The sequence below is a fragment of the Paraurantiacibacter namhicola genome, from assembly GCF_001687545.1.
GTDB classification, from domain to species: Bacteria; Pseudomonadota; Alphaproteobacteria; order Sphingomonadales; family Sphingomonadaceae; genus Paraurantiacibacter; species Paraurantiacibacter namhicola.
Genome location: NZ_CP016545.1, coordinates 861263 through 880096 on the forward strand (window position 1 = coordinate 861263; position 18834 = coordinate 880096).

General features: G+C 64.8%; 13 protein-coding genes and 1 tRNA gene. 2 read left to right on the forward strand and 12 right to left on the reverse strand.

Going from position 1 to position 18834, the window contains the following annotated elements; all coding sequences use genetic code 11:
- Positions 1–82 precede the first annotated feature (82 nt).
- The 12 genes from A6F65_RS04120 to A6F65_RS04175 all read right to left on the reverse strand — a co-directional run bounded on the left by A6F65_RS04120 (position 83) and on the right by A6F65_RS04175 (position 15866).
- On the reverse strand, positions 83–1024 hold the full coding sequence (locus tag A6F65_RS04120; RefSeq protein ID WP_067786227.1) for a glycosyltransferase family 2 protein: 942 nt from the start codon (positions 1022–1024) through the stop codon (positions 83–85).
- The gene (rfbB, locus tag A6F65_RS04125) at positions 1021–2073 is read right to left on the reverse strand and encodes a dTDP-glucose 4,6-dehydratase (protein ID WP_067786229.1); all 1053 of its coding nucleotides are present in this window, start codon (positions 2071–2073) and stop codon (positions 1021–1023) included. Before rfbB ends, A6F65_RS04120 begins: the two co-directional genes overlap by 4 nt.
- A complete protein-coding gene (gene rfbD / locus A6F65_RS04130; RefSeq protein WP_067786231.1) occupies positions 2066–2926 on the reverse strand; it encodes a dTDP-4-dehydrorhamnose reductase in 861 nt (286 codons plus the stop codon). Before rfbD ends, rfbB begins: the two co-directional genes overlap by 8 nt.
- The gene (rfbC, locus tag A6F65_RS04135) at positions 2923–3468 is read right to left on the reverse strand and encodes a dTDP-4-dehydrorhamnose 3,5-epimerase (protein ID WP_067786233.1); all 546 of its coding nucleotides are present in this window, start codon (positions 3466–3468) and stop codon (positions 2923–2925) included. The genes rfbD and rfbC overlap by 4 nt, the downstream gene beginning before the upstream one ends.
- Positions 3465–4361, reverse strand: a complete 897-nt coding sequence (gene rfbA / locus A6F65_RS04140) for a glucose-1-phosphate thymidylyltransferase RfbA (protein ID WP_067786235.1) — start codon at positions 4359–4361, stop codon at positions 3465–3467. Before rfbA ends, rfbC begins: the two co-directional genes overlap by 4 nt.
- A gap of 65 nt (positions 4362–4426) precedes the next feature.
- Positions 4427–6262, reverse strand: a complete 1836-nt coding sequence (locus A6F65_RS04145) for an ATP-binding cassette domain-containing protein (RefSeq protein ID WP_067786237.1) — start codon at positions 6260–6262, stop codon at positions 4427–4429.
- Positions 6263–6336: 74 nt separating this feature from the next.
- A tRNA-Ser gene (locus A6F65_RS04150) sits at positions 6337–6428 on the reverse strand.
- A 64-nt stretch (positions 6429–6492) separates the two neighbouring features.
- Complete coding sequence (locus tag A6F65_RS04155; RefSeq protein ID WP_067786239.1) at positions 6493–8013, reverse strand: tryptophan halogenase family protein; 1521 nt, start codon at positions 8011–8013, stop codon at positions 6493–6495.
- Positions 7988–9637, reverse strand: a complete 1650-nt coding sequence (locus tag A6F65_RS04160; protein ID WP_067786241.1) for an alpha-amylase family glycosyl hydrolase — start codon at positions 9635–9637, stop codon at positions 7988–7990. The genes A6F65_RS04155 and A6F65_RS04160 overlap by 26 nt, the downstream gene beginning before the upstream one ends.
- Positions 9634–11535: an alpha-amylase family glycosyl hydrolase gene (locus A6F65_RS04165; protein WP_083989199.1), complete on the reverse strand. Its 1902-nt coding sequence runs from the start codon at positions 11533–11535 to the stop codon at positions 9634–9636. Before A6F65_RS04165 ends, A6F65_RS04160 begins: the two co-directional genes overlap by 4 nt.
- Positions 11532–13088: a tryptophan halogenase family protein gene (locus A6F65_RS04170; protein ID WP_257784264.1), complete on the reverse strand. Its 1557-nt coding sequence runs from the start codon at positions 13086–13088 to the stop codon at positions 11532–11534. Before A6F65_RS04170 ends, A6F65_RS04165 begins: the two co-directional genes overlap by 4 nt.
- A gap of 69 nt (positions 13089–13157) precedes the next feature.
- A complete protein-coding gene (locus tag A6F65_RS04175) occupies positions 13158–15866 on the reverse strand; it encodes a TonB-dependent receptor (RefSeq protein ID WP_237164881.1) in 2709 nt (902 codons plus the stop codon).
- A gap of 262 nt (positions 15867–16128) precedes the next feature.
- On the opposite strand from A6F65_RS04175, the gene A6F65_RS04180 reads away from it, so the two are divergent.
- A complete protein-coding gene (locus A6F65_RS04180) occupies positions 16129–17175 on the forward strand; it encodes a LacI family DNA-binding transcriptional regulator (protein ID WP_067786243.1) in 1047 nt (348 codons plus the stop codon).
- Between the two features lie 137 nt (positions 17176–17312).
- Positions 17313–18827 carry an MFS transporter gene (locus tag A6F65_RS04185; RefSeq protein WP_067786245.1) on the forward strand — a complete coding sequence of 505 codons (1515 nt, stop codon included), beginning with the start codon at positions 17313–17315 and terminating at the stop codon, positions 18825–18827.
- Positions 18828–18834: the final 7 nt, after the last annotated feature.

The following is an 18834-nucleotide window of genomic DNA, read 5'->3' on the forward strand; positions in this document are numbered from 1 at the left end:
CCGAACCGAGCCCCCGCGCAGGCAGGGGCCTCTTCGCGACGATGACCTGCTTACTGGAGGAGGTTCCTGCCTCCGCAGGGACTCACGAACTTGGCGGTTTCCCGTTCTGCCAGCCTTCACGACGGTTCCAGACTTCGGTCCAGACCTCGGCCTGCCGCCTGCCCTTGCCGGTGAGCGCCGCGAGCGCGCGGTAGCCGAAGCTGCGCAGTCCCACGCCGGACACGAAAAAGCGCCGGATCCAGTTCGCGCTGCCCTCGCCCAGATGCTTGCGCGCCAACGCAATCTTGGCTGCAAGGACGTAATACCGGCTCTGCCATTTCGATGTCGCGCTGGCGCCGCCGTAATGGACGATGGTGGCATCCGGCGTAACGCGCGGCTCGGCCCTGGCCTTGCGCGCACGGGCGCACAGTTCGGCTTCCTCACCGTACATGAAGAAGGACAGGTCGAAGCCGCCGAGTTCGTTCCAGAAGGCGCGCTTCATCAGGAAAAAGCAGCCCGAGACGATGTCCACCTGCCGCTCGGTTGACCGGTCCCAGCCGCGCATGGCTTCGGGATCGAAGGCGTTGACCTTCAGCAGCGACAGCCCGCTGCCGAAGCAGAAGGCGCTCCAGGGCGTCAGCTGCCCCCATGCCGAGCCGATGTTGAGCGAACCGTCGCCAAACACCGTGCGCCCGCCCCAGACCTTCGCATCCGGATTTGCGCGGGCGAAGTCCATCAGCCTGTCGATGGCCCCGTCGAGCACCAGCGTATCGCTGTTAAGCAGCAGCAAATATTCGCCGCGCGCGATTTCGGCTGCGAGGTTGTTGGCCTTCGCAAAACCGTGGTTCTCGCTTTCGGCCATCAGCCGGACCTGCGGGAATTCGGCGGCGATGGCTTCGGCCGACCCGTCATGCGACCCATTGTCCACGAGGATGCACTCGAAGTCGGTCGTGCTGGTTTCGGCGTAGAGCGAGCGCAGGCATTCCAGCGTCATCTCGCGCGTGTTCCAGTTGACGATCAGGACGGAGAGCTCGGGCGCGCTCATTTCATCAGCGGGCGCCACCAGCCCTCGTTTTCCAGGTACCAAGCCAGCGTCTCGGCAAAGCCCTGCTGGAAAGTGCGGCTGGCGGAATATCCCAGTTCTTCGCGCGCCTTGGTCTCGTCGATGGCATAGCGGCGATCATGCCCCTTGCGGTCCTCGACAAAGGTCTTGAGCGTCTCGGTCTTCTGACCCTTCGCAGGCGGGGCATCGGGGAAGCGGCCGGCCAGCTGCGGGTCCACGGCAAAAGCCTGGTCCACGCCAGCGCAGATCTGCTCGATCACCTCGAGGTTGGGCAATTCCTGCCCGCCGCCGATATTGTAGACCTCGCCCGGTGTCCCGCGCAGGATCGCTGCCTCGATGCCGCGGCAGTGGTCTTCCACATGCAGCCAGTCGCGCACATTCATGCCGTCGCCATAGATCGGCAGGCTGCGACCATGCAGCGCGTTGATCAGGAACAGCGGGATCAGTTTTTCCGGATACTGGTACGGCCCGTAATTGTTGGAGCAGTTGGAGGTGGAGACCTCCAGCCCGTAAGTGTGGTGATAAGCGCGCACGAGATGGTCGGACGCGGCCTTGCTGGCGGAATAGGGGGAATTCGGCTGGTACTGTGTCGTCTCGGAAAAGGCCGGGTCTTGCGGGCCGAGCGAGCCGTAAACTTCGTCAGTAGAGACATGGTGGAAACGGTGCGGTTTGCCGCTTCCTTCGTCCAGCCACACCTTGCGCGCGGCCTTCAGCAGGGCGTGCGTCCCGTTGATATTGGTGTCGATGAAGGCGTCGGGTCCGCTGATGGAACGATCAACGTGGCTTTCCGCTGCGAAGTTCACCAGCGTATCGATCGCATGGTCGCGCAGCAGCGCCTCGGCTGTGTCCGTGTCCCGGATATCGGCCTTGTGGAACTGCGCGTCGGGCAGGTCCGCGATGGTGGAACGGTTACCGGCATAAGTCAGGCAGTCGAGCACGTGGACGGTGTCGCCCGGATGCCGCTCGCGCCAGAAATGCACGAAATTGCCGCCGATGAAACCGGCGCCGCCAGTGACGAGGAGATTAGCCAAGCTGCTGTTCTTCCTTGAGCATTGTGCGCAAATTCGTGCGCCAGTGAATTGCAGGCAGGCCTGTTAACGCGCGGGTATCGCGCGTGTCGAGGACCGAATAGGCCGGACGCGTGGCCGGCGTAGGATAGTCTGCCGTGCGGATCGGCGTGATGGGTATCGCACGCTCCAGCATGCCGAGCGCCAGTGCCTCCTCCTGGATGGCGACGGCGAAGTCGTACCAGCTGGCGACGCCCGCATCCTGGTAATGAAACGTGCCGGGCTTGCCCACCGCGGAAAGGCTCCAGAGCGTCTGCGCAAGGCCCGTCGCGAGTGTGGGCGCACCGATCTGGTCGCTGACGACGCTCAGCGCGTCGCGCTCCGCCATCAGGCGCAGCATTGTGCGCACGAAATTGGCGCCGCCCGCCGCATAGACCCAGCTTGTGCGGCAGATGATCGCCCCGTCCCCCGCCTGCGCCTCGCCGGAAAGCTTGGTCGCGCCATAGACGGACAGCGGATTAGGCTCTGCATCGACGGGGTAGGGCGTGGAGCGCGTGCCATCGAAGATGAAGTCGGTCGAAACCTGCACCAGCCGCCCGCCCGTGATCGCGGCAAGGGCTTGGGCCATGTGGCCGACGGCATCGCCGTTCACCGCCTGCGCGATGTCCGGTTCGCTCTCGGCCTTGTCGACGGCCGTATAGGCGCCCGCGCTGAACAGCACATCCGGCGCCTCGCGCGTCACCACGTCGCGGATCGCCTGCGGGTCGGCCAGGTCCATTTCGGCCAGGTCCACGCCCACGACCTGCCAGCCTTCCGGCGCGGTCGCCTGCAAGGCGGTGCCGAGCTGGCCTTTCGCCCCGGTGACGAGCGCCTTCACGCGAAAGCCTCGATCTCGGACAGGGGGCGGCCCTCGCGGTCCTTGCCGGACAGCTGCGGCTCCATGCCCGCCAGCGGCCAGTCGATGCCCAGCGCAGGGTCGTCCCACGCCAGCGTATGCTCGGCCTGCGGCGCGTAAGGCGCATCGCATTTATAGAGGAAGTCGGTCCCGTCCACGAGCGTCAGGAAGCCATGCGCGAAGCCCTGCGGCACCCAGAACATCAGCTTGTTGGCGGCGCTGAGTTTCACGCCGACCCATTTGCCGAAATTCGGGCTGGAGCGGCGGATATCGACGGCCACGTCATAGACCGCGCCGGAAACGACGCGCACCAGCTTGCCCTGCGGGCCGGGGTTCTGGAAATGCAGTCCGCGCAGCACCCCTTTCTGGCTGCGCGAGTGGTTGTCCTGAACGAAGGCAATGTCGAGGCCGGCCGCCGCGAATTTCTCTGCATTCCAGCTTTCCATGAAAAAGCCGCGCTCGTCCCCGAAGACGGAGGGCTCGATCACCAACGGGCCCGGTATCGCGCATTCGCGGATCTTCATTTCAGCAGCGCCGCCAGATATTCGCCATAGCCGGATTTCTTCAGCGGCTGGGCGATGCGGTCCAGTTGCTCGCTGTCGATGAAGCCCTGTCGCCAGGCGATTTCTTCCGGGCAGCAGATTTTCAGGCCCTGCCGTTCCTCCGTGATGCGGACATAGGTGCCGGCATCCAGCAGCGAGGCATGCGTTCCGGTATCGAGCCAGGCAAAGCCGCGGCCCATGATTTCCACCGACAGCGCGCCATCGTCGAGATACAGACGGTTGAGGTCGGTGATTTCCAGCTCGCCGCGCGGGGACGGTTTCAGGTCGCGCGCCCGGTCCACCACCGTCTCGTCGTAGAAATAGAGGCCGGTAACCGCATAATTCGACTTCGGCTTGGCAGGCTTTTCCTCCAGCGACACGACCGCGCCCTCGCTGTCGAATTCCGCCACGCCGTAAGCCTCGGGATTGGCGACGCAATAGCCGAACACGCTGGCGCCGCTGCTCCGCGCATCGGCGCTCGCCAGCAGGTCCGGCAGGCCGTGGCCGTAGAAGATGTTGTCACCCAGCACGAGCGCGCTTGGTCCGCCGCGCACGAAGTCCGCACCGATATGGAAGGCCTGTGCGAGCCCATCAGGGCTTGGCTGCACGGCATATTCGATGCTCATGCCCCAGTCGCTGCCATCGCCCAGCAGCTTGCGGAACTGGTCTGCATCCTCCGGAGTGGTGATGATCAGGACTTCGCGAATGCCCGCAAGCATCAGCGTGCTGAGCGGGTAATAGATCATCGGCTTGTCATAGACCGGCATAAGCTGCTTTGAGACGCCGCGGGTCAGCGGCCAGAGCCGCGTTCCGCTGCCACCTGCCAGGATGATGCCCTTGCGGGCCGTCGCGGGCTTATCTGATTGGCTGTTCATGGCCCTGCGCCTAGCCGGTGCGGGGGCGCGCGGGCAAGGCGCTTGTGCAGTGCAGCGCGCGCGTTTCAGGCTTTCCCGCTTGCCTCCGCGCCGCCGGGCAGCAGGCGAAACACGCGGTCTGCGTGGTTCAGGGCACTTTCGCGGTGGCTCACCATGATGAGCGAGAAATCACCGCGCCGGCTGGCGAGCGCGGCCAGTACCTGGTCCTCTGTCGCTGCATCCAGTGCATTGGTCGCCTCGTCCAGCACCAGCAGGCGCGGGCGGCGCAGCAGGGCACGGGCAAGGCAGAGGCGCTGGCGCTCCCCGCCGGACAGCGCTTCGCCGCGCTCGCCCACGCGTGTGGCAAGCCCCTGTGGCAAGCGGGCGACGAGCTGGCTGGCCTGGGCGATTGCGAGAGCCTGCGCGATCGCTGCATCATCTGCGCCATTCGTGCCCCAGCGCAGGTTCTCGGCGACAGTGGCATCGAAAAGGAAGGGGGTCTGCGGAACGAAAGCGATCTGCGCGCGCCAATGGGCGAATTCGGCCGGGGTAGTCAGCACCTTGCCATCCACCAAGACGCTGCCTTCGTTTGCTTTAAGCAGACCGGCCATCACTTCCAGCAGCGTGGTCTTGCCTGCGCCAGACGGCCCCGCCAGAGCGATCCGCTCACCCGCGCCGATCTGGAGGTTCGCTGCGCTGAGGATCGCCCCACGCCCGGGATAGGCAAAGCGAATGCTGCGTAGCTCCACTTCTGCAGGACCGGCGGGCAGCGCCGCAGGGTGGTGGATCTCCGCGGCTGGCGGTGCACTCGCCAACAGGCGGCTTTCGGTGCGCTGAAGCTCGACCAGCGCCGGCAGCATGTGGGCGGTCGATTGCAGGCTCTGGATGATCGCCTGCACCGGCCAGGATAGTCGGGCGACGACCAGTATGACGACCGCGAGGATCTCTACCGGCGTATCCAGCACCAGCAGTCCCATGGCGACGATGAGCGCCCCCAGTAAGCCCGCGACTACCTGGAATACGGAGCGAAAGCGGACCAGGCGGCTGACGTGGTCGAGCGCGCCGCGGCGCGCATCGGCGATGCTCTCTGCGAAGCGGGCGCCGAATTCGGCCTGTGCGTCGTGCAGGCGGGCGAGCTTCTGGCTGGCGAGGAAATCGCCCAGAACATGATGGCTCGACCGCTCGGCGCGCGTCTGGTGGCGGCCCAGCCCGGCTGCGCGGCGGACCAGCGGCCATCCCGCGAGCACGGCCAGCGTGAGGAGAGCCACGATGGCCAGCAGGAGCGGCGGTGAGAGCACCGCCAGCAGTCCCAGTTGGGCCAGCGCAAGCGCCACCAGCGACGCTGTGCTGAGCATTTGCGTGTTGCCGATGCCGAGCCGCTCCACATCCCGTGTGACGGCATGTTCAAGGTCCGTGCGCTGGAACTTCGCTGCCTCCAGCCATTCCGCACGTCCGATCGCGTCGAAGATGCGCCGCCGCCAGTTGTCGACATAGCCGGTGGCGATGGCAACGAGCAGCACCTCGCGCTTCGCGGCGACGAACGCCCGCAGGGTCAGCAGCGACAGGAAGATCGCGAGGATTGCCAGGACCTGTTCCGCCCGCCCATCGATCCCGGAATTGCCGAGTGCGCCGAGGATGAAGCGCCCGGTGGCACTGTCTGCCGAGCCGCCTTCCGCAAACAGTGCAACAAGCGGCACGAGCATCACGATGCCCGCCGAATCGAGAATGGCGCCAAGCCCGACCAGCCCGGCGGCAAGCGCCAGCTTCTTGCCGGCGTAGCTCTTCAGATCGGCAAGATAGAACCGCGCGCCCGCAAGGGCGGGTGCTTCAGGAGAGAGGTTTTCGGTCAGGACCATGCAAAAACTGGCGGAGACGGAGGGATTGGCCTTCGCTGCGCTGCGGCCTTCTTCGGTGCTGCGCACCTGCGAATCCGAACCAGATGTCCGTCCACCGCTCGCATTTCCGCCATCGCCACCTGCCCGAAGGCAGGGGCCGCTGGCGGAGACGGAGGGATTCGAACCCTCGATACCCCGATAGGGGTATGGTTCCTTAGCAGGGAACTGGTTTCAGCCACTCACCCACGTCTCCGGATCGCGGCTTCGCGATAGGAGGGGGCCTATAGCGGGCAGTATTGCGCGCTTCAAGGGCGCGTTCAGGGGGAAATGGCCGGATAGGGCGAGAAGTTTGCGGCGCATGCCTGCAACATGGCCCGTGTCTCTTTAACGTCGGCCACCGGAAGGCCCTGCTCCGGCGCCTTCATGCGGTCTGCTGGCGGGAAGGTTCCGTAACCTGCCAGCAGCGCATGCCAGCTCATCACGGGGTAGGGCGCGTCGCGGTAAGCGCCGGCCAGCGCCTCGGACATGTCCTTATGCGTGAACCATGCTGTCATCATGGCCTTGAGGCTGTCCGAGAGCCGGTCATGCCCCGCATTTTCGCGCCAGTACTGCGTGTCCGTGCGCCGGTTCAGGCGGTAATGCGCCACGATGTAGTCGCGGATGCCTTCATACCGTTCGGCAGTGCGGGTGTTGAAAATATCGCGGTGCTGCGCGGTGAAACCGCCCTGCCGGTATGCCTGCGCAAACTCCATGGCTGTGGAGATGACGATGTGCAGCGCGGTCGCCTCCAGCGGCTCGATGAAGCCCTGCGCCAGACCGGCGGCAAGGCAATTGCGATGCCAAGTCTGCTCGACGCGACCGACCTTCATCTTCAGGAAACGCGCTTCCTGCGGATCGCCGGTCATGCCGATCGCCTCGCGCAGTTCGGCCTCCGCCTCCTCGTCCGAAAGGTAGCGGCTGGAATAGACGTAGCCATTGCCGGTCCGGCTGGTGAGCGGGATGGACCAGCGCCAGCCTGCACGCATCGCCACGGCCTCCGTCTGCGGCTTGAAGACACCGCCATGCTGTGTGGGCATCACCACGGCCCGGTCGTTGAACAGGTTCTCGCCGAAGTCGCGGAAGGCCACGCCCAGCTCCTGCTGGCAGAGCAGGGCGCGAAAGCCGGAGCAATCGACGAAGATGTCCCCCGCGATACGATCCCCGTCCTCCGTCAGTAAGGCTGCGATATCGCCATGCTCCGCGCGCTCGACGGAGGCGACTTTCGCCTCGCGGTGCACCAGTCCGCGCTCCACCGACCAGTCACGCAGGAAGGCGCCCAGCTTGTAAGCATCGAAGTGATAGCCGTAGCTTGGCGGGAAGGGGAAACTGTCTGCGGCCTGCGGGCCCCTGCCTTCATCCGCCAGCAATCGGGCGAGATACCAGTCGTCCGGATGGGCAGGCACGTCCGTGCCGCGCCGGGCGAGCGCGCAATTATGGAAGAAGCCGGGCTGAGTATGCAGGTCCACCGGGCCGGAAAAAGGGTGAAAATAGCTCTCGTGCCCGTCCCGCTCGCTCCAGCCGGAAAAGCGGATGCCCAGTTTGTAAGTGGCATCGCAGGCGGCCATCCAGTCCGCTTCCGCAATGCCCAGATGGTCGAACAGCGCCTTCAGCTGCGGGGTGGAGCCTTCGCCCACGCCGATGATGCCGATCTCCGGGCTTTCCACCACGGTGACGCTGGCACCCAGCGGTCCCCATTCCTTGTGCAGCAGGGCCGCGGTGATCCAGCCCGCGCTGCCGCCGCCCAGCACCACCACATCGGGTGGGCGGGGCGTGTCAGGACTGGAGGAAGATCGCGCCATAGGGTGCGAGGGTGTCGCCATCCACGCCGTTTATCGCAGCCATCACGTCGCCGCAAACCGTGCCTTCCGGCAGGGTGACGGTTTCGGGCGAGAGGTTTGCAACGAAGCGCACGCGCTGGCCATCCGCCTCTCGGTCCAGAACCAGCACATCGCCTTCGCAGCGGCACGCCGCAACACGTCCTGACCGGAGCGCCGGATGGCGGGCTCGCAGTTCCAGCATAGCCCGTGTGTGATTGAGCAGCGATGCCGGATCATTGCCCTGCCGGTCCACCGCCTTGGCAGCGTTCTCGTCGCCCACGGGCAGCCACGGGGCGGCATGGCCAAAGCCTGCATTCTCGCACTGGGTGATCCACGGCATCGGCGTGCGTGCGCCGTCGCGCGACAAGGTTTGCGGCCAGTTGGCGATGGCTTCGGGATCGTGCAGCATCTCGAAGGGGATCTCGACCTGGTTCAGGCCCAGTTCCTCGCCCTGATAGATGATGATGTTGCCGCGAAGCGAGCACAGCAGTGCGGCCTTCATGCGCGCAAAGGCGTCATGGTGCTCCGGCCCGCACCAGCGCGAGATAGCGCGCGGCGCATCGTGGTTCTCGAAAGCCCAGCTGGGCCAGCCGGCCCCACCAGCATCAGGGCCATCTTCAGGGCCATCGGCAGGCCATTCGCCCAGTGCATCGCAGACGAGCTGCGGCGTCAGCTGGTCGGCATAGAGGAAGTTGAAGCCGTAAGCGGAATTCAGCCGCCGGTCGCCCTGCGTGAAAAGCTTCATCTCGCGCGCGGCATCGTCCCCGCCCACTTCGGCCACGGTGAATACGGCGTCATAGCGATCACACAGCGCGCGGATCCGCTCGATGAAGGCGGGGATGTCCTTGTGCGACTGGTTGTGCACTTTCAGCTGGTAATCGAAGGGCCGGGTGCGCGGCTTGCCATTGTCCGGCGCCGGCGGGTTATCGCGCAGCTGCGGATCGTGCATCAGGAAGTTCAGTGCATCGATGCGGAAGCCGTCTACGCCCCGGTCAAGCCAGAACTTCGCGACATCCAGCAGCGCCTGCTGCACGTCCGGGTTGTGCCCGTTGACTTGCGGTTGGCTGCTGAGAAAATTGTGCATGTAATACTGGCCGCGGCGCGCGTCCCAGGTCCATGCCGGCCCGCCGAAAACGCTCTGCCAGTTGCTGGGCGGGGAGCCATCGGGCTTCGCATCGGCCCAGACATACCAGTCCGCCTTGGGATTATCGCGACTGGAGCGGCTTTCTTCGAACCAGGCGTGCTCGTCCGACGTATGGGCGTATACCTGGTCGATGAGCACCTTGAGGCCCAGCTCATGCGCCCGGGCAATCAGCGCGTCGAAATCCGCCAGCGTGCCGAAGATCGGGTCAACGTCGCGGTAATCGGCCACGTCATAGCCGAAATCCTTCATCGGGCTGGTGAAGAACGGGCTGATCCAGATGCCGTCCACGCCAAGGCTGGCGACATGGTCCAGCTTCTGCGTGATGCCGGGCAGGTCGCCGATGCCGTCTGCGTTGGAATCGCAGAAGCTGCGCGGATAGATCTGGTAGATCGCCGCGCCGCGCCACCATTCGGCGTCACCGTTGTCCGCCCGCGCAGACTTCATGGACACGAAGCGATTCATTTTGCGGTTTCACTCACCCGGCACACGGCCCAGCCAAATGCGGGCAGTTCGATTCTGACACTGCCGGGCACGGTAACCGAGCCCGGGCACGTGCCGGCCAGGGTTTCGAGCGAGCGTGCATTTGAACCGATGACGGCATTTTCCACGATGGGCGCGTCCGAGGTGTTGAAGGCAATGTAATATTCCGTGCCGGTGTCCGGATCGAAGCGGCTGACGGCGAAAAGGCCCGGCTTGGTGCGGAATTCGCGCGTGACCTGGCGTCCGCGGCGAAGCGCCGGATGCTCGGCCCGCATTTCGGAAAGGCTGGCGACCAGCCGGTACAGCGGGTGTGCCTCGTCAAAATTGGAAACCGCCGTGGTCGCATCCGTGCCGATCAAATTGTTATCGTTGTAAACGGCGGTGCGGCTGGGGAACATGTCCTCGCGCGCCAGCTGGTCGTGTGCATCGCCCACGAAGCCCTGCTCGTCCCCGTAATAGACGGTCGGCGCGCCGCGCAGCGTGAACATCATGGCGTGGCCGAGCATGACGCGGCTCAGCAGCTCGTCCTGCGAGATGCCGGGCCTGTCCTGGCGCACCAGGGTGGAGAAGCGGCCCATGTCGTGATTGCCCAGGAAGGTGGGCATGTTCATGGCGGCTTCCTCGCCACCTTCATACAGCACGTCGCCGGCGAACAGTTCCATCAGCGTATCCGTGCCCTTCGCCTTGCCCAGCACGTCCTGCATGGCGGACTGGAACGCGAAATCCAGCACGGCAGGCACGCCGTCACGCCGCGTAAACTGCGCGAAATAGCCTGCATTCGGCTCGTTGCGGGCAACCTCCGCGAACATCGTGAAGTTGGGTTTGCCTTCAGCATTCGCGGTCTGCGTGATGGCGGGCAGGAAGGCCTGCCAGAAGCCGGGATCGACGTGGCGGAAGGTGTCGATGCGGAAGCCGTCGACGCCGTAATCGGTCACCCAGAAGCGGTAGATGTCGATCATCCCCTCACGCACCCGGGGGTGTTCGGTGAACAGGTCGTCCAACCCCACGAAATCGCCGAAGGTGTTGCTCTCGCCGTCGAAGGTCGTGTCGCCGCGATTGTGGTAATAGATCGGGTCATTGAGCCATGCGGGGACCTTGATGTCTCTCTCCGCATCCTTGACCACCGGCGTGTAGGCGAAGTCCGGTGCGGTCAGGCGGGCGAAGTTCTCATCCGTGCTGACCTGGTCCCCTTCAAAGCCTTCGTTGATGCGCGCACCGCCGACATCGCCGCGGGTGACATAGGGGTAATCACCGCGGCTGCGGTACTTGTAGCCCGTCTCCGGACCTTCCTCGTAACCGATGACGTCGGCCGTGTGGTTGGTGATGATGTCCATGTACACCTTCATGCCCATGCCATGGGCGGCGTCCACAAAGGCGCGGAATTCGTCTGCAGTGCCGAAATGGGCATCGGGCCGGGTGAAGTCGGTGACCCAATATCCGTGATAACCGGCGCTTTCCTCGCCCTCGCCGCCCTGCACCGGCTTGTTCTGGAAGATCGGCGCGAACCAGATGGCGGTGATGCCCATGCGCTTGAGGTAAGGCAGACGCGCGGTCAGGCCGGCCAGGTCACCGCCGTGGAAGAAGCCCTTGTGAGTCGGATCGAAGCCATGCTGCAACGGGCCGCCGGTAAAGCCGCCAAGGTCGTTGGACGTGTCGCCGTTCTCGAACCGGTCGGGCAGGACGAAATAGATAACCTCGTCCGAAGGCGGACGCTGGCGGTAATCGATGGCGAGAACCTCTGCCGAGGGGCTGGCTCCCGTGCTGCCTGCCTCCGCCTGCTCAGGGGCAGGGGAGGGCGTGCTGGCCACGGCATTGCTGCCGCCGCATCCGGCAAGCGCCAGTGCGGAGACGAAGGCGAGAATCTGGTGGGTCCTAGTCATGCGGCTACTCCGGATGGATTGTGGCGGGCAGTGAGATCGGCGATTGCGGCCTCATGCGTCGGCATGGTGGCAAGATCTGCGGCGATTGCCTGTTTTTGCTGGGCCAGGAAGCGCGCGAGGTCTTCCTTTGGCATGGCATCGGCGATGGGGTTGTGCGCGCGGGCCATCACGCCCTGTCCGGCCAGCACCTGCAGCCAGCCCACTTCGGCAAACAGTTCGTCCCCGGCGCGGTGGATGGTCCCGGTCTGCTGCCACAGCGCGATCTTGCTGGTGAGCGTGTCCGGCAGGGCAAGACCGCGCATCGCGTCCCAGAAGGGCTCGCCTTCGCGGGCATTGGCCCGGTAATGCAGCACGAGGAAATCGCGGATCGCCAGCCATTCGGTGTCGGCATCGGCATTGAAGCGGTCGATGGCGGCCTGCGCGGGGACCGCGCCCGGAAGCAGCGGCAGGAAGCGCGCGATGGCGCTTTGCACCAAATGGATACTGGTCGACTCCAGCGGCTCCATGAAACCGGCGGCAAGTCCCAGCGCAAGGCAATTGCCGCGCCAGTGTTCGCGCCGCTTGCCGGTCTGGAACCGTATCGTGCGCGGATCGGCGGTGGGCTCGCCGTCGAGATTGTCCAGCAGCAGCTGTGTCGCCTCGTCCTCGCCCATATGCTGGCTGCAGAAGACGTGACCATTGCCCGTGCGGTGCTGGAGCGGGATCCGCCATTGCCAGCCTGCGGGGCGCGCCGTGGCGCGGGTATATGGCGTGATCGCCCCGGCCTTGGCGCAGGGCGCGGCAATTGCGCGGTCGCAGGGCAGCAGCGCGTCCCAGGCGTCGAAATCCGTGCCCATCGCCTCGCCGATCAGCAGGGCGCGAAAGCCGGTGCAGTCGATGAAGAAGTCGCCCACGACCTGTGTTCCGCCATCCAGATGCAGGGCGCGGATGTGGCCGCTCTCGCCGTGTTTCGCGACGCTGTCGATACGCCCTTCCACGCGCGTGACGCCGCGCGCTTCGGCATATTCGCGGAGGTGTGCGGCATAAAGCGCGGCATCGAAGTGATAGGCATAGGGCATGGCTGCCCCGCCGCTGCGCGATGGCCCGCGGCGGAACTTGCCCGCGCGGGCAGCCTGCTCGTTCAGCGAATACTCGGCCAGCGAACCGGCGTCGCCTTCGTCAGCGGCGCGCAGCCAGTAATGCTGGAAGGGCAGCGGACCATGCGCGCGGCCGACCGGGCCGAAGGCGTGCATGTAGGCCGAGCCGTCGCCCGACCAGCCGGCAAATTCGATGCCCAGCTTGAAGCTGGCCTGTGTGGCGGAAACGAAAGCCGCCTCGTCCAGGCCCAGCGCGTGATTGAAATTGTGGATCTGGGGGATCGTCGCTTCACCGACGCCCACCGTTCCGATTGCCTCGCTCTCGACAAGGGTGATGTCGTGCGTGGCAGAGGCGAAGCGAGCGAGCGCGGCAGCCGCCATCCATCCGGCGGTCCCGCCGCCGGCGATAACGATGCTGGGTTTGCCCTTGGCGCTCACGATCTCTCCCGCCTCGATTGCATGCCACGGTGTATTCACCGCTGGCAGACGTAAAGGGGGCGGCAGCGGCAGGGCAAGTGCCCACCACTGCCGCCCCCTGTCAGTTCATCAGAACTTGTAGGTGAAACCGGCCAGGAAGCGGCGGCCGTAGACCTGATAGTCAGTCACCTGGCGGTCCAGGCCCGGTGCGGCGAGCGACACGAACGGCTCGTCCGACAGGTTCTGGCCCTGCAGGTAGATCGACAGGCCTTCGAGCGAACCGCTCTGGAAGTCGTAACCGATCTGCGCATCGTAGATCGTTTCCGCCTTCGCCTGCTTGCGCTGCAGATTGCCACCGAAGCCGGTGAAATCGCCGCGGAAGGTCGAACGGTGACGCACGCTGCCGCGAACGTTGATGCCGTTGTTATCGTAGTACAGCGTACCGTTGGCGACCCACTTGGAGTAGCCGGGGATCTCCGCGATGTTGCCGTTGGCGTCGGTCACTTCCGTTTCGGTCAGCGAGACGCCGCCCGTCACACCGAAGCCTTCAAGCGCCGGGGTGAAGGTTTCGAACGGCAGGGTCACTGCGAGTTCGGCACCGTAGAGGAAGCCGCCACCGGTGTTGATCTTGGTATTCAGGATACCAACGGTGGACGCGACGGCCGGACCGGTCGGGGGCGGGAAGCCACCGAAGTCGAACACGAAGCGGCCATCGGCGATGTAGCTCTGGATGTCCTTGTAGAACAGCTGGAGCGAGACCACGCCGCCCAGGCCGAAATACTTCTCGAAGTTCAGGTCGAAGGCCGTTGCCCGGTAAGGCTGCAGGAACGGGTTGCCGCCCCCGCCTTCGATGATCGGCGGGTTGAAGCTGTTGTTGATGCCATAGCCGATGGACACGCGCATGTCGTCGAGACGCGGGCGCATGATCTGCTTGGAAGCAGCAAAGCGGACCACGAAATCGCTGTCGAAGCGGGCCGAAACGTTCAGGCTGGGCAGCCAGTCGAGGTAATCGGTACCCAGTTCCACGGACTGCGGGCCGGTCGGCGTGAAGATCAGGCCGGTGGACGTCTGATCGGCAGAGATGACCTGCAGGCCGAAGTTACCGGTGAGCACACCGCCGGTGAAGCTCGTTTCGAAATTGGCCTGCGCATAGATCGTCAGCAGGTCTTCCGAGATCGAGTAGTTCTTCGACAGCACGTCCTGCGCGGTGTTCGGATCGAGCATGTAGACGCCTGCAGCGATCAGCTCACGCGGATCGTAGCTGACGACCGGGCCGAGGCCGAGATAGGTCAGGTCCGTGGATTCCAGCAGGATGTTGCTGGGGATCGTCGCTTCGGAGACGCCGCCGGACAGCATGATGAAGCTTTCGTCCGCCAACAGCGACTTGTCGCGGTTGACGTAGCTTGCACCGATGGCGACCGAGGTCAGCGGACCGGCAAATTCACGCTCCAGGTGGAAACGGTACTGCATCAGTTCGTCATCGACGATGCGGTTGTTGAAGTAACCGGCCTGGATGCGCGAGCCACCCCAGCCCAGCGGGTCCGTCAGGACGATCTGCGTGGGGTCGCTGTAATCGAGCGTCGGGTTGAAGAACGTGCCGGTTTCGCCGGTCTGGAAACCGATCGTATCGGACGGGCCGGACTGGTTGTAACCCGTGCCTGCATAGCTTTCGAAGCTCAGCTCTTCACGGTCGGTGCGCGAATAACCGAAGTCGAACCAGGCCAGCCAGCCGTCCTTCTCGTATTCCAGGTTGATGCCGCCGGAAAGCAGGTCTGCTTCCTTGCTGAAGACATCGTTACGGATAACGCCGCGCACGTTGTTGAACGTGCCGCTGGTCACGACACCGTCCTCGATGGTGGCAACCGGATCCGTGCTGACGCCGAACGCGCCGAAGCCGAGCGGCAGTTCGATGCCGCGCTTGATCTGGTCGTCTTCGAAGTCGGAATAGAAGCCGTCCACGGTGACCGTGAAGTTCGGCGTCGCCTGGAACTGCAGCGTGCCGGACAGGCCGAGGCGCTTCAGCTGGGTGGATGTCACGAAGCTCTTGGAGCCGCCGATGATGGCCGCGCCGTTGAAGCCGCCGTAACCCCAGGCGTTGAATTCCTGCAGCTGGTAAGGCTCGTCCACATAGGATGCGGACAGCGAGACGCCGACCGTGTCGTCTGCGAACTGGTCGATGTAGGTTGCGTTGGCGCGGTAGCCGAATTCGGTCGAACCGGCGTTCAGCTTGCCGAGGTCGGCATAGGAACCGCGGGCACCGATGGCGAGGACGCGTTCACCCACTTCCAGCGGGCGAACCGTGCGGATGTCGATCGTGCCGACAAGGCCCTGGCCCACCAGCTGTGCGGTCGGCGACTTGTAGACGACGACCTGGCTGACGATTTCAGAGGGATACTGGTCGAATTCGACTGCGCGGGCATCGCCCAGCGAAGTCTGCTCGCGGCCATTCAGCAGCGTCTGCGAGAAGTCGGGGCCGAAGCCGCGGACCGCGATCACATTCGCGCGGCCGTTGAGGCGCTGCGAGGTGAGGCCGGGAAGGCGGGCAATCGATTCGCCGATCGAGTTGTCGGGCAGCTTGCCGATGTCTTCGGCGGAAACCGATTCGACGATCTGGTCGGAACGGCGCTTCTCATTGACGTCGTTCTGCAGGCTGGCGCGAAAGCCGGTCACCAGGATGGTGTTTTCCGGTTCTTCGTCGGACACCGGCGTGCCGTCTTCGACCTGGTCGTCGACATTCGTCGGCTGGGTGGTCTGGGCCTGGGCGATGCCGGGCACGAGCAAGGCGAAGGCCATTGCGGTGCTGCCGAACGCGGCGAGCTTGAAATTGCGCTTGGTCACGATGTTTAGTCTCCCTTGTCCGCACTATCGGCTGCGGATTTCCTTCCAAGACGGGACGCACAATTTGTCCGCACATCCGCCTCTCGCATCGCGGCATAAGCCTGCTGCAATAGGCGCGAATAGGCGGCATACGTATGTTTGTGCACTGCAGCATCGATGGGTGTCGCCAGTTTGCAACAATCGCATGGCGCCGCGAGTGGCTGCGATATCCGCTTCCCCTCTCACGCGCGCGCGGTTAGGGTTGGTACACAGGGAGAGAGACATGGGCCGCAAGCCGAGCGGACGCCCCACCAGCTTCGATATCGCCTATGAGGCAGGGGTGTCCCAGCCCACCGTCAGCCGCGCGCTGCGCGGAGACCCCTCGGTCAGCGAAAAGACCCGCGAGCGTATACGCGAAATCGCGCGGGAGCTCAATTACACGGTCGACAAGAACGCATCCTCGCTCCGTTCGCAGCGCAGCAACACTATCGCGCTGCTCTTCTTCGAGGATGAGACGGCGGACGAGAGCGGGATCAACCCGTTCTTCCTGGCCATGCTGGGTTCCATCACCCGGGCCTGCGCGGATCGCGGGCTGGACCTGCTGATATCCTTCCAGCGCATGGAAGACGATTGGCATACCCAGTACCAGGACAGTCACCGTGCCGACGGCCTCATCCTGCTCGGCTATGGCGACTTCTCGCTCTATTCCAAGCGGCTGGACCAGCTGGTGGCACAAGGGACGCATTTTGCGCGCTGGGGCTCGGTCCGCTCCGATACGACCGGCGGCACGATCGGGTCGGACAATCTGGGTGCCGGGCGCCTTGTGGCCCAGCACCTGCTGGCGCGCGGCCGCCGCAAGATCGCCTTCCTGGGCCATGCGGATTCGCATTACCCAGAGTTTGCGCACCGCTACCGCGGGCTGTGTGAAGGGCTGGAGGAAGCGGGCATTGGCGCGGCACAAGTCCCGCAGTTCGATGCCATCACCACCGAAGCTGCCGGGCGCGACGCGGCCCGCGCCCTTATTTCCAGCGGGCAGGAATTCGACGCCATCTTCGCAGCGAGCGACCTGATTGCGATTGGCGCGATGCAGGCTCTTGCGGATGCGGGGCGCAAGGTGCCCGGCGATGTGGCCGTGGTGGGCTTTGACGACATTCCTTCCGCCAGCCTGACTGTGCCGCCGCTGACCACCGTCAGCCAGGACATTCGCGGCGCGGGCAAGCGCCTGCTGGAGACGCTGCTGGCCAAGATCGAGGGCGAGACCCTGCCCGATGCCCGCCTGCCAACGCAGCTGGTGGTACGCGGCACCTCGCCTGCGGAGGGTGATGACTGACGAGCACGCGGGCCTGTCACATTCGTATGCGTGTTGTCGCGCCAGCGGATTTGGGCCAGCCTGTCGGGTAACGCGAAGATCGCCCATGAAGGGTGGCGCGCGCGGGAGAGAGCAACATGGCATCGGTCGCGGGCGCAATGCCCACTCGCAAACCGCATATGGGCAAGGGCGGACTTGCCAAAATCAGCTTCGGTTTCTTCGGCATCCAGATCGGCTTCGTGCTGCAGAATTCCAATATGAGCCGGATCTTCCAGACGGTCGGCGCATCGCTGGACGACCTGCCGGCGCTGTGGGTTGCCGCCCCGCTGACCGGCCTGATCGTGCAGCCGATCGTGGGCCATCTCTCGGACAAGACGTGGAACCGCTTCGGCCGCCGCCGCCCATACTTCACGACCGGCGCGGTGCTTGCGGCGCTTTCGCTGTTCCTGATGCCCTTCGCCCCGCTGTTTGCTGCGCCGCTGCTGTTTGCCGCCGCGCTGCTGTGGGTGCTCGATGCCAGCCTCAACATCGCGATGGAGCCATTCCGCGCCTTCGTGGGGGACATGCTGGACAAGTCGCAGCACGCGACAGGCTATGCCGTGCAGACCGCCTTCATCGGCGCAGGCGCGGTGGTTGCGGCGATCTTCCCGTGGCTGCTGGAACAGTTCGGCGTCAGCAATGTGGCGGCAGCGGGTGAGATACCGGACACCGTCCGCTGGAGCTTCTGGGCTGGGGCAGCCGCACTGCTGTTCGCGGTCATGTGGACCGTCTTCACCACGAAGGAATACAGCCCCGAAGAGCAGGCGGCCTTCGCGTCGGCAGACGGTGCCGCCGAGGAAAGCCTGCACGCGCCGGCGAAGCTGGCAGAGGCCGGACAGGGGCCGAGCATGGCGTGGATTGCGCTCGGCTCCGGCGTGGCGGGTGCCACCTGGGCATGGGGTCTGGAGAAGGAGCTTTACCTGCTCGGCGCCCTGCTGGCGGCTTACGGCCTGCTGCGCGGTATCGGCATCGTCCTGGCCAAGGGTGGGCGCGAAACGGGCATGCTGGCCAGCATCGTGGGCGATTTTTCCGGCATGCCGGACCTGATGAAGCGGCTCGCGCTGGTGCAGTTCTTCAGCTGGTCGGCGCTCTTCATCATGTGGATCTATTCCGGGCCGATCGTGTCGCAATATTTCTTCGGCAGCGCGGACCCCACTACCGTGGCCTATAACGAAGGCGCGAACTGGTGGAACGTGATCTACACCGTGCAGAACGGTGTCGCCGCCGTCGCTGCGCTGGTCCTGCTGCCTTTCATGGCGAAGCGGCTGGGCAAGGTTGTGACGCACATGACCTGCCTGCTGCTGGGCTCGCTGGGCTTCCTGGCTTATTTCGTGCTGCGCGATCCCAATCTGCTGATCGTGGCGGAGGTGCTGAAGGGCATCGCCTGGGCCAGCATCCTGGCCATGCCCTATGCCATTTTGGCGAGCAGCCTGCCGCAGGCGAAGCTGGGCATCTACATGGGCCTGTTCAACGTCTTCATCGTGGTGCCGCAATTGCTGGTGGCGACCGTGATGGGCACGGTAATGAAGGCCTTCTTCCCGGAAGAGCCGGTGTGGACCATGCTGTTCGCCGCCGGCAGCTGGACACTGGCTGCATTCGCCATGCTGCGCCTTCGCGGGCGCGTTCCTGGCTGAGCCGACG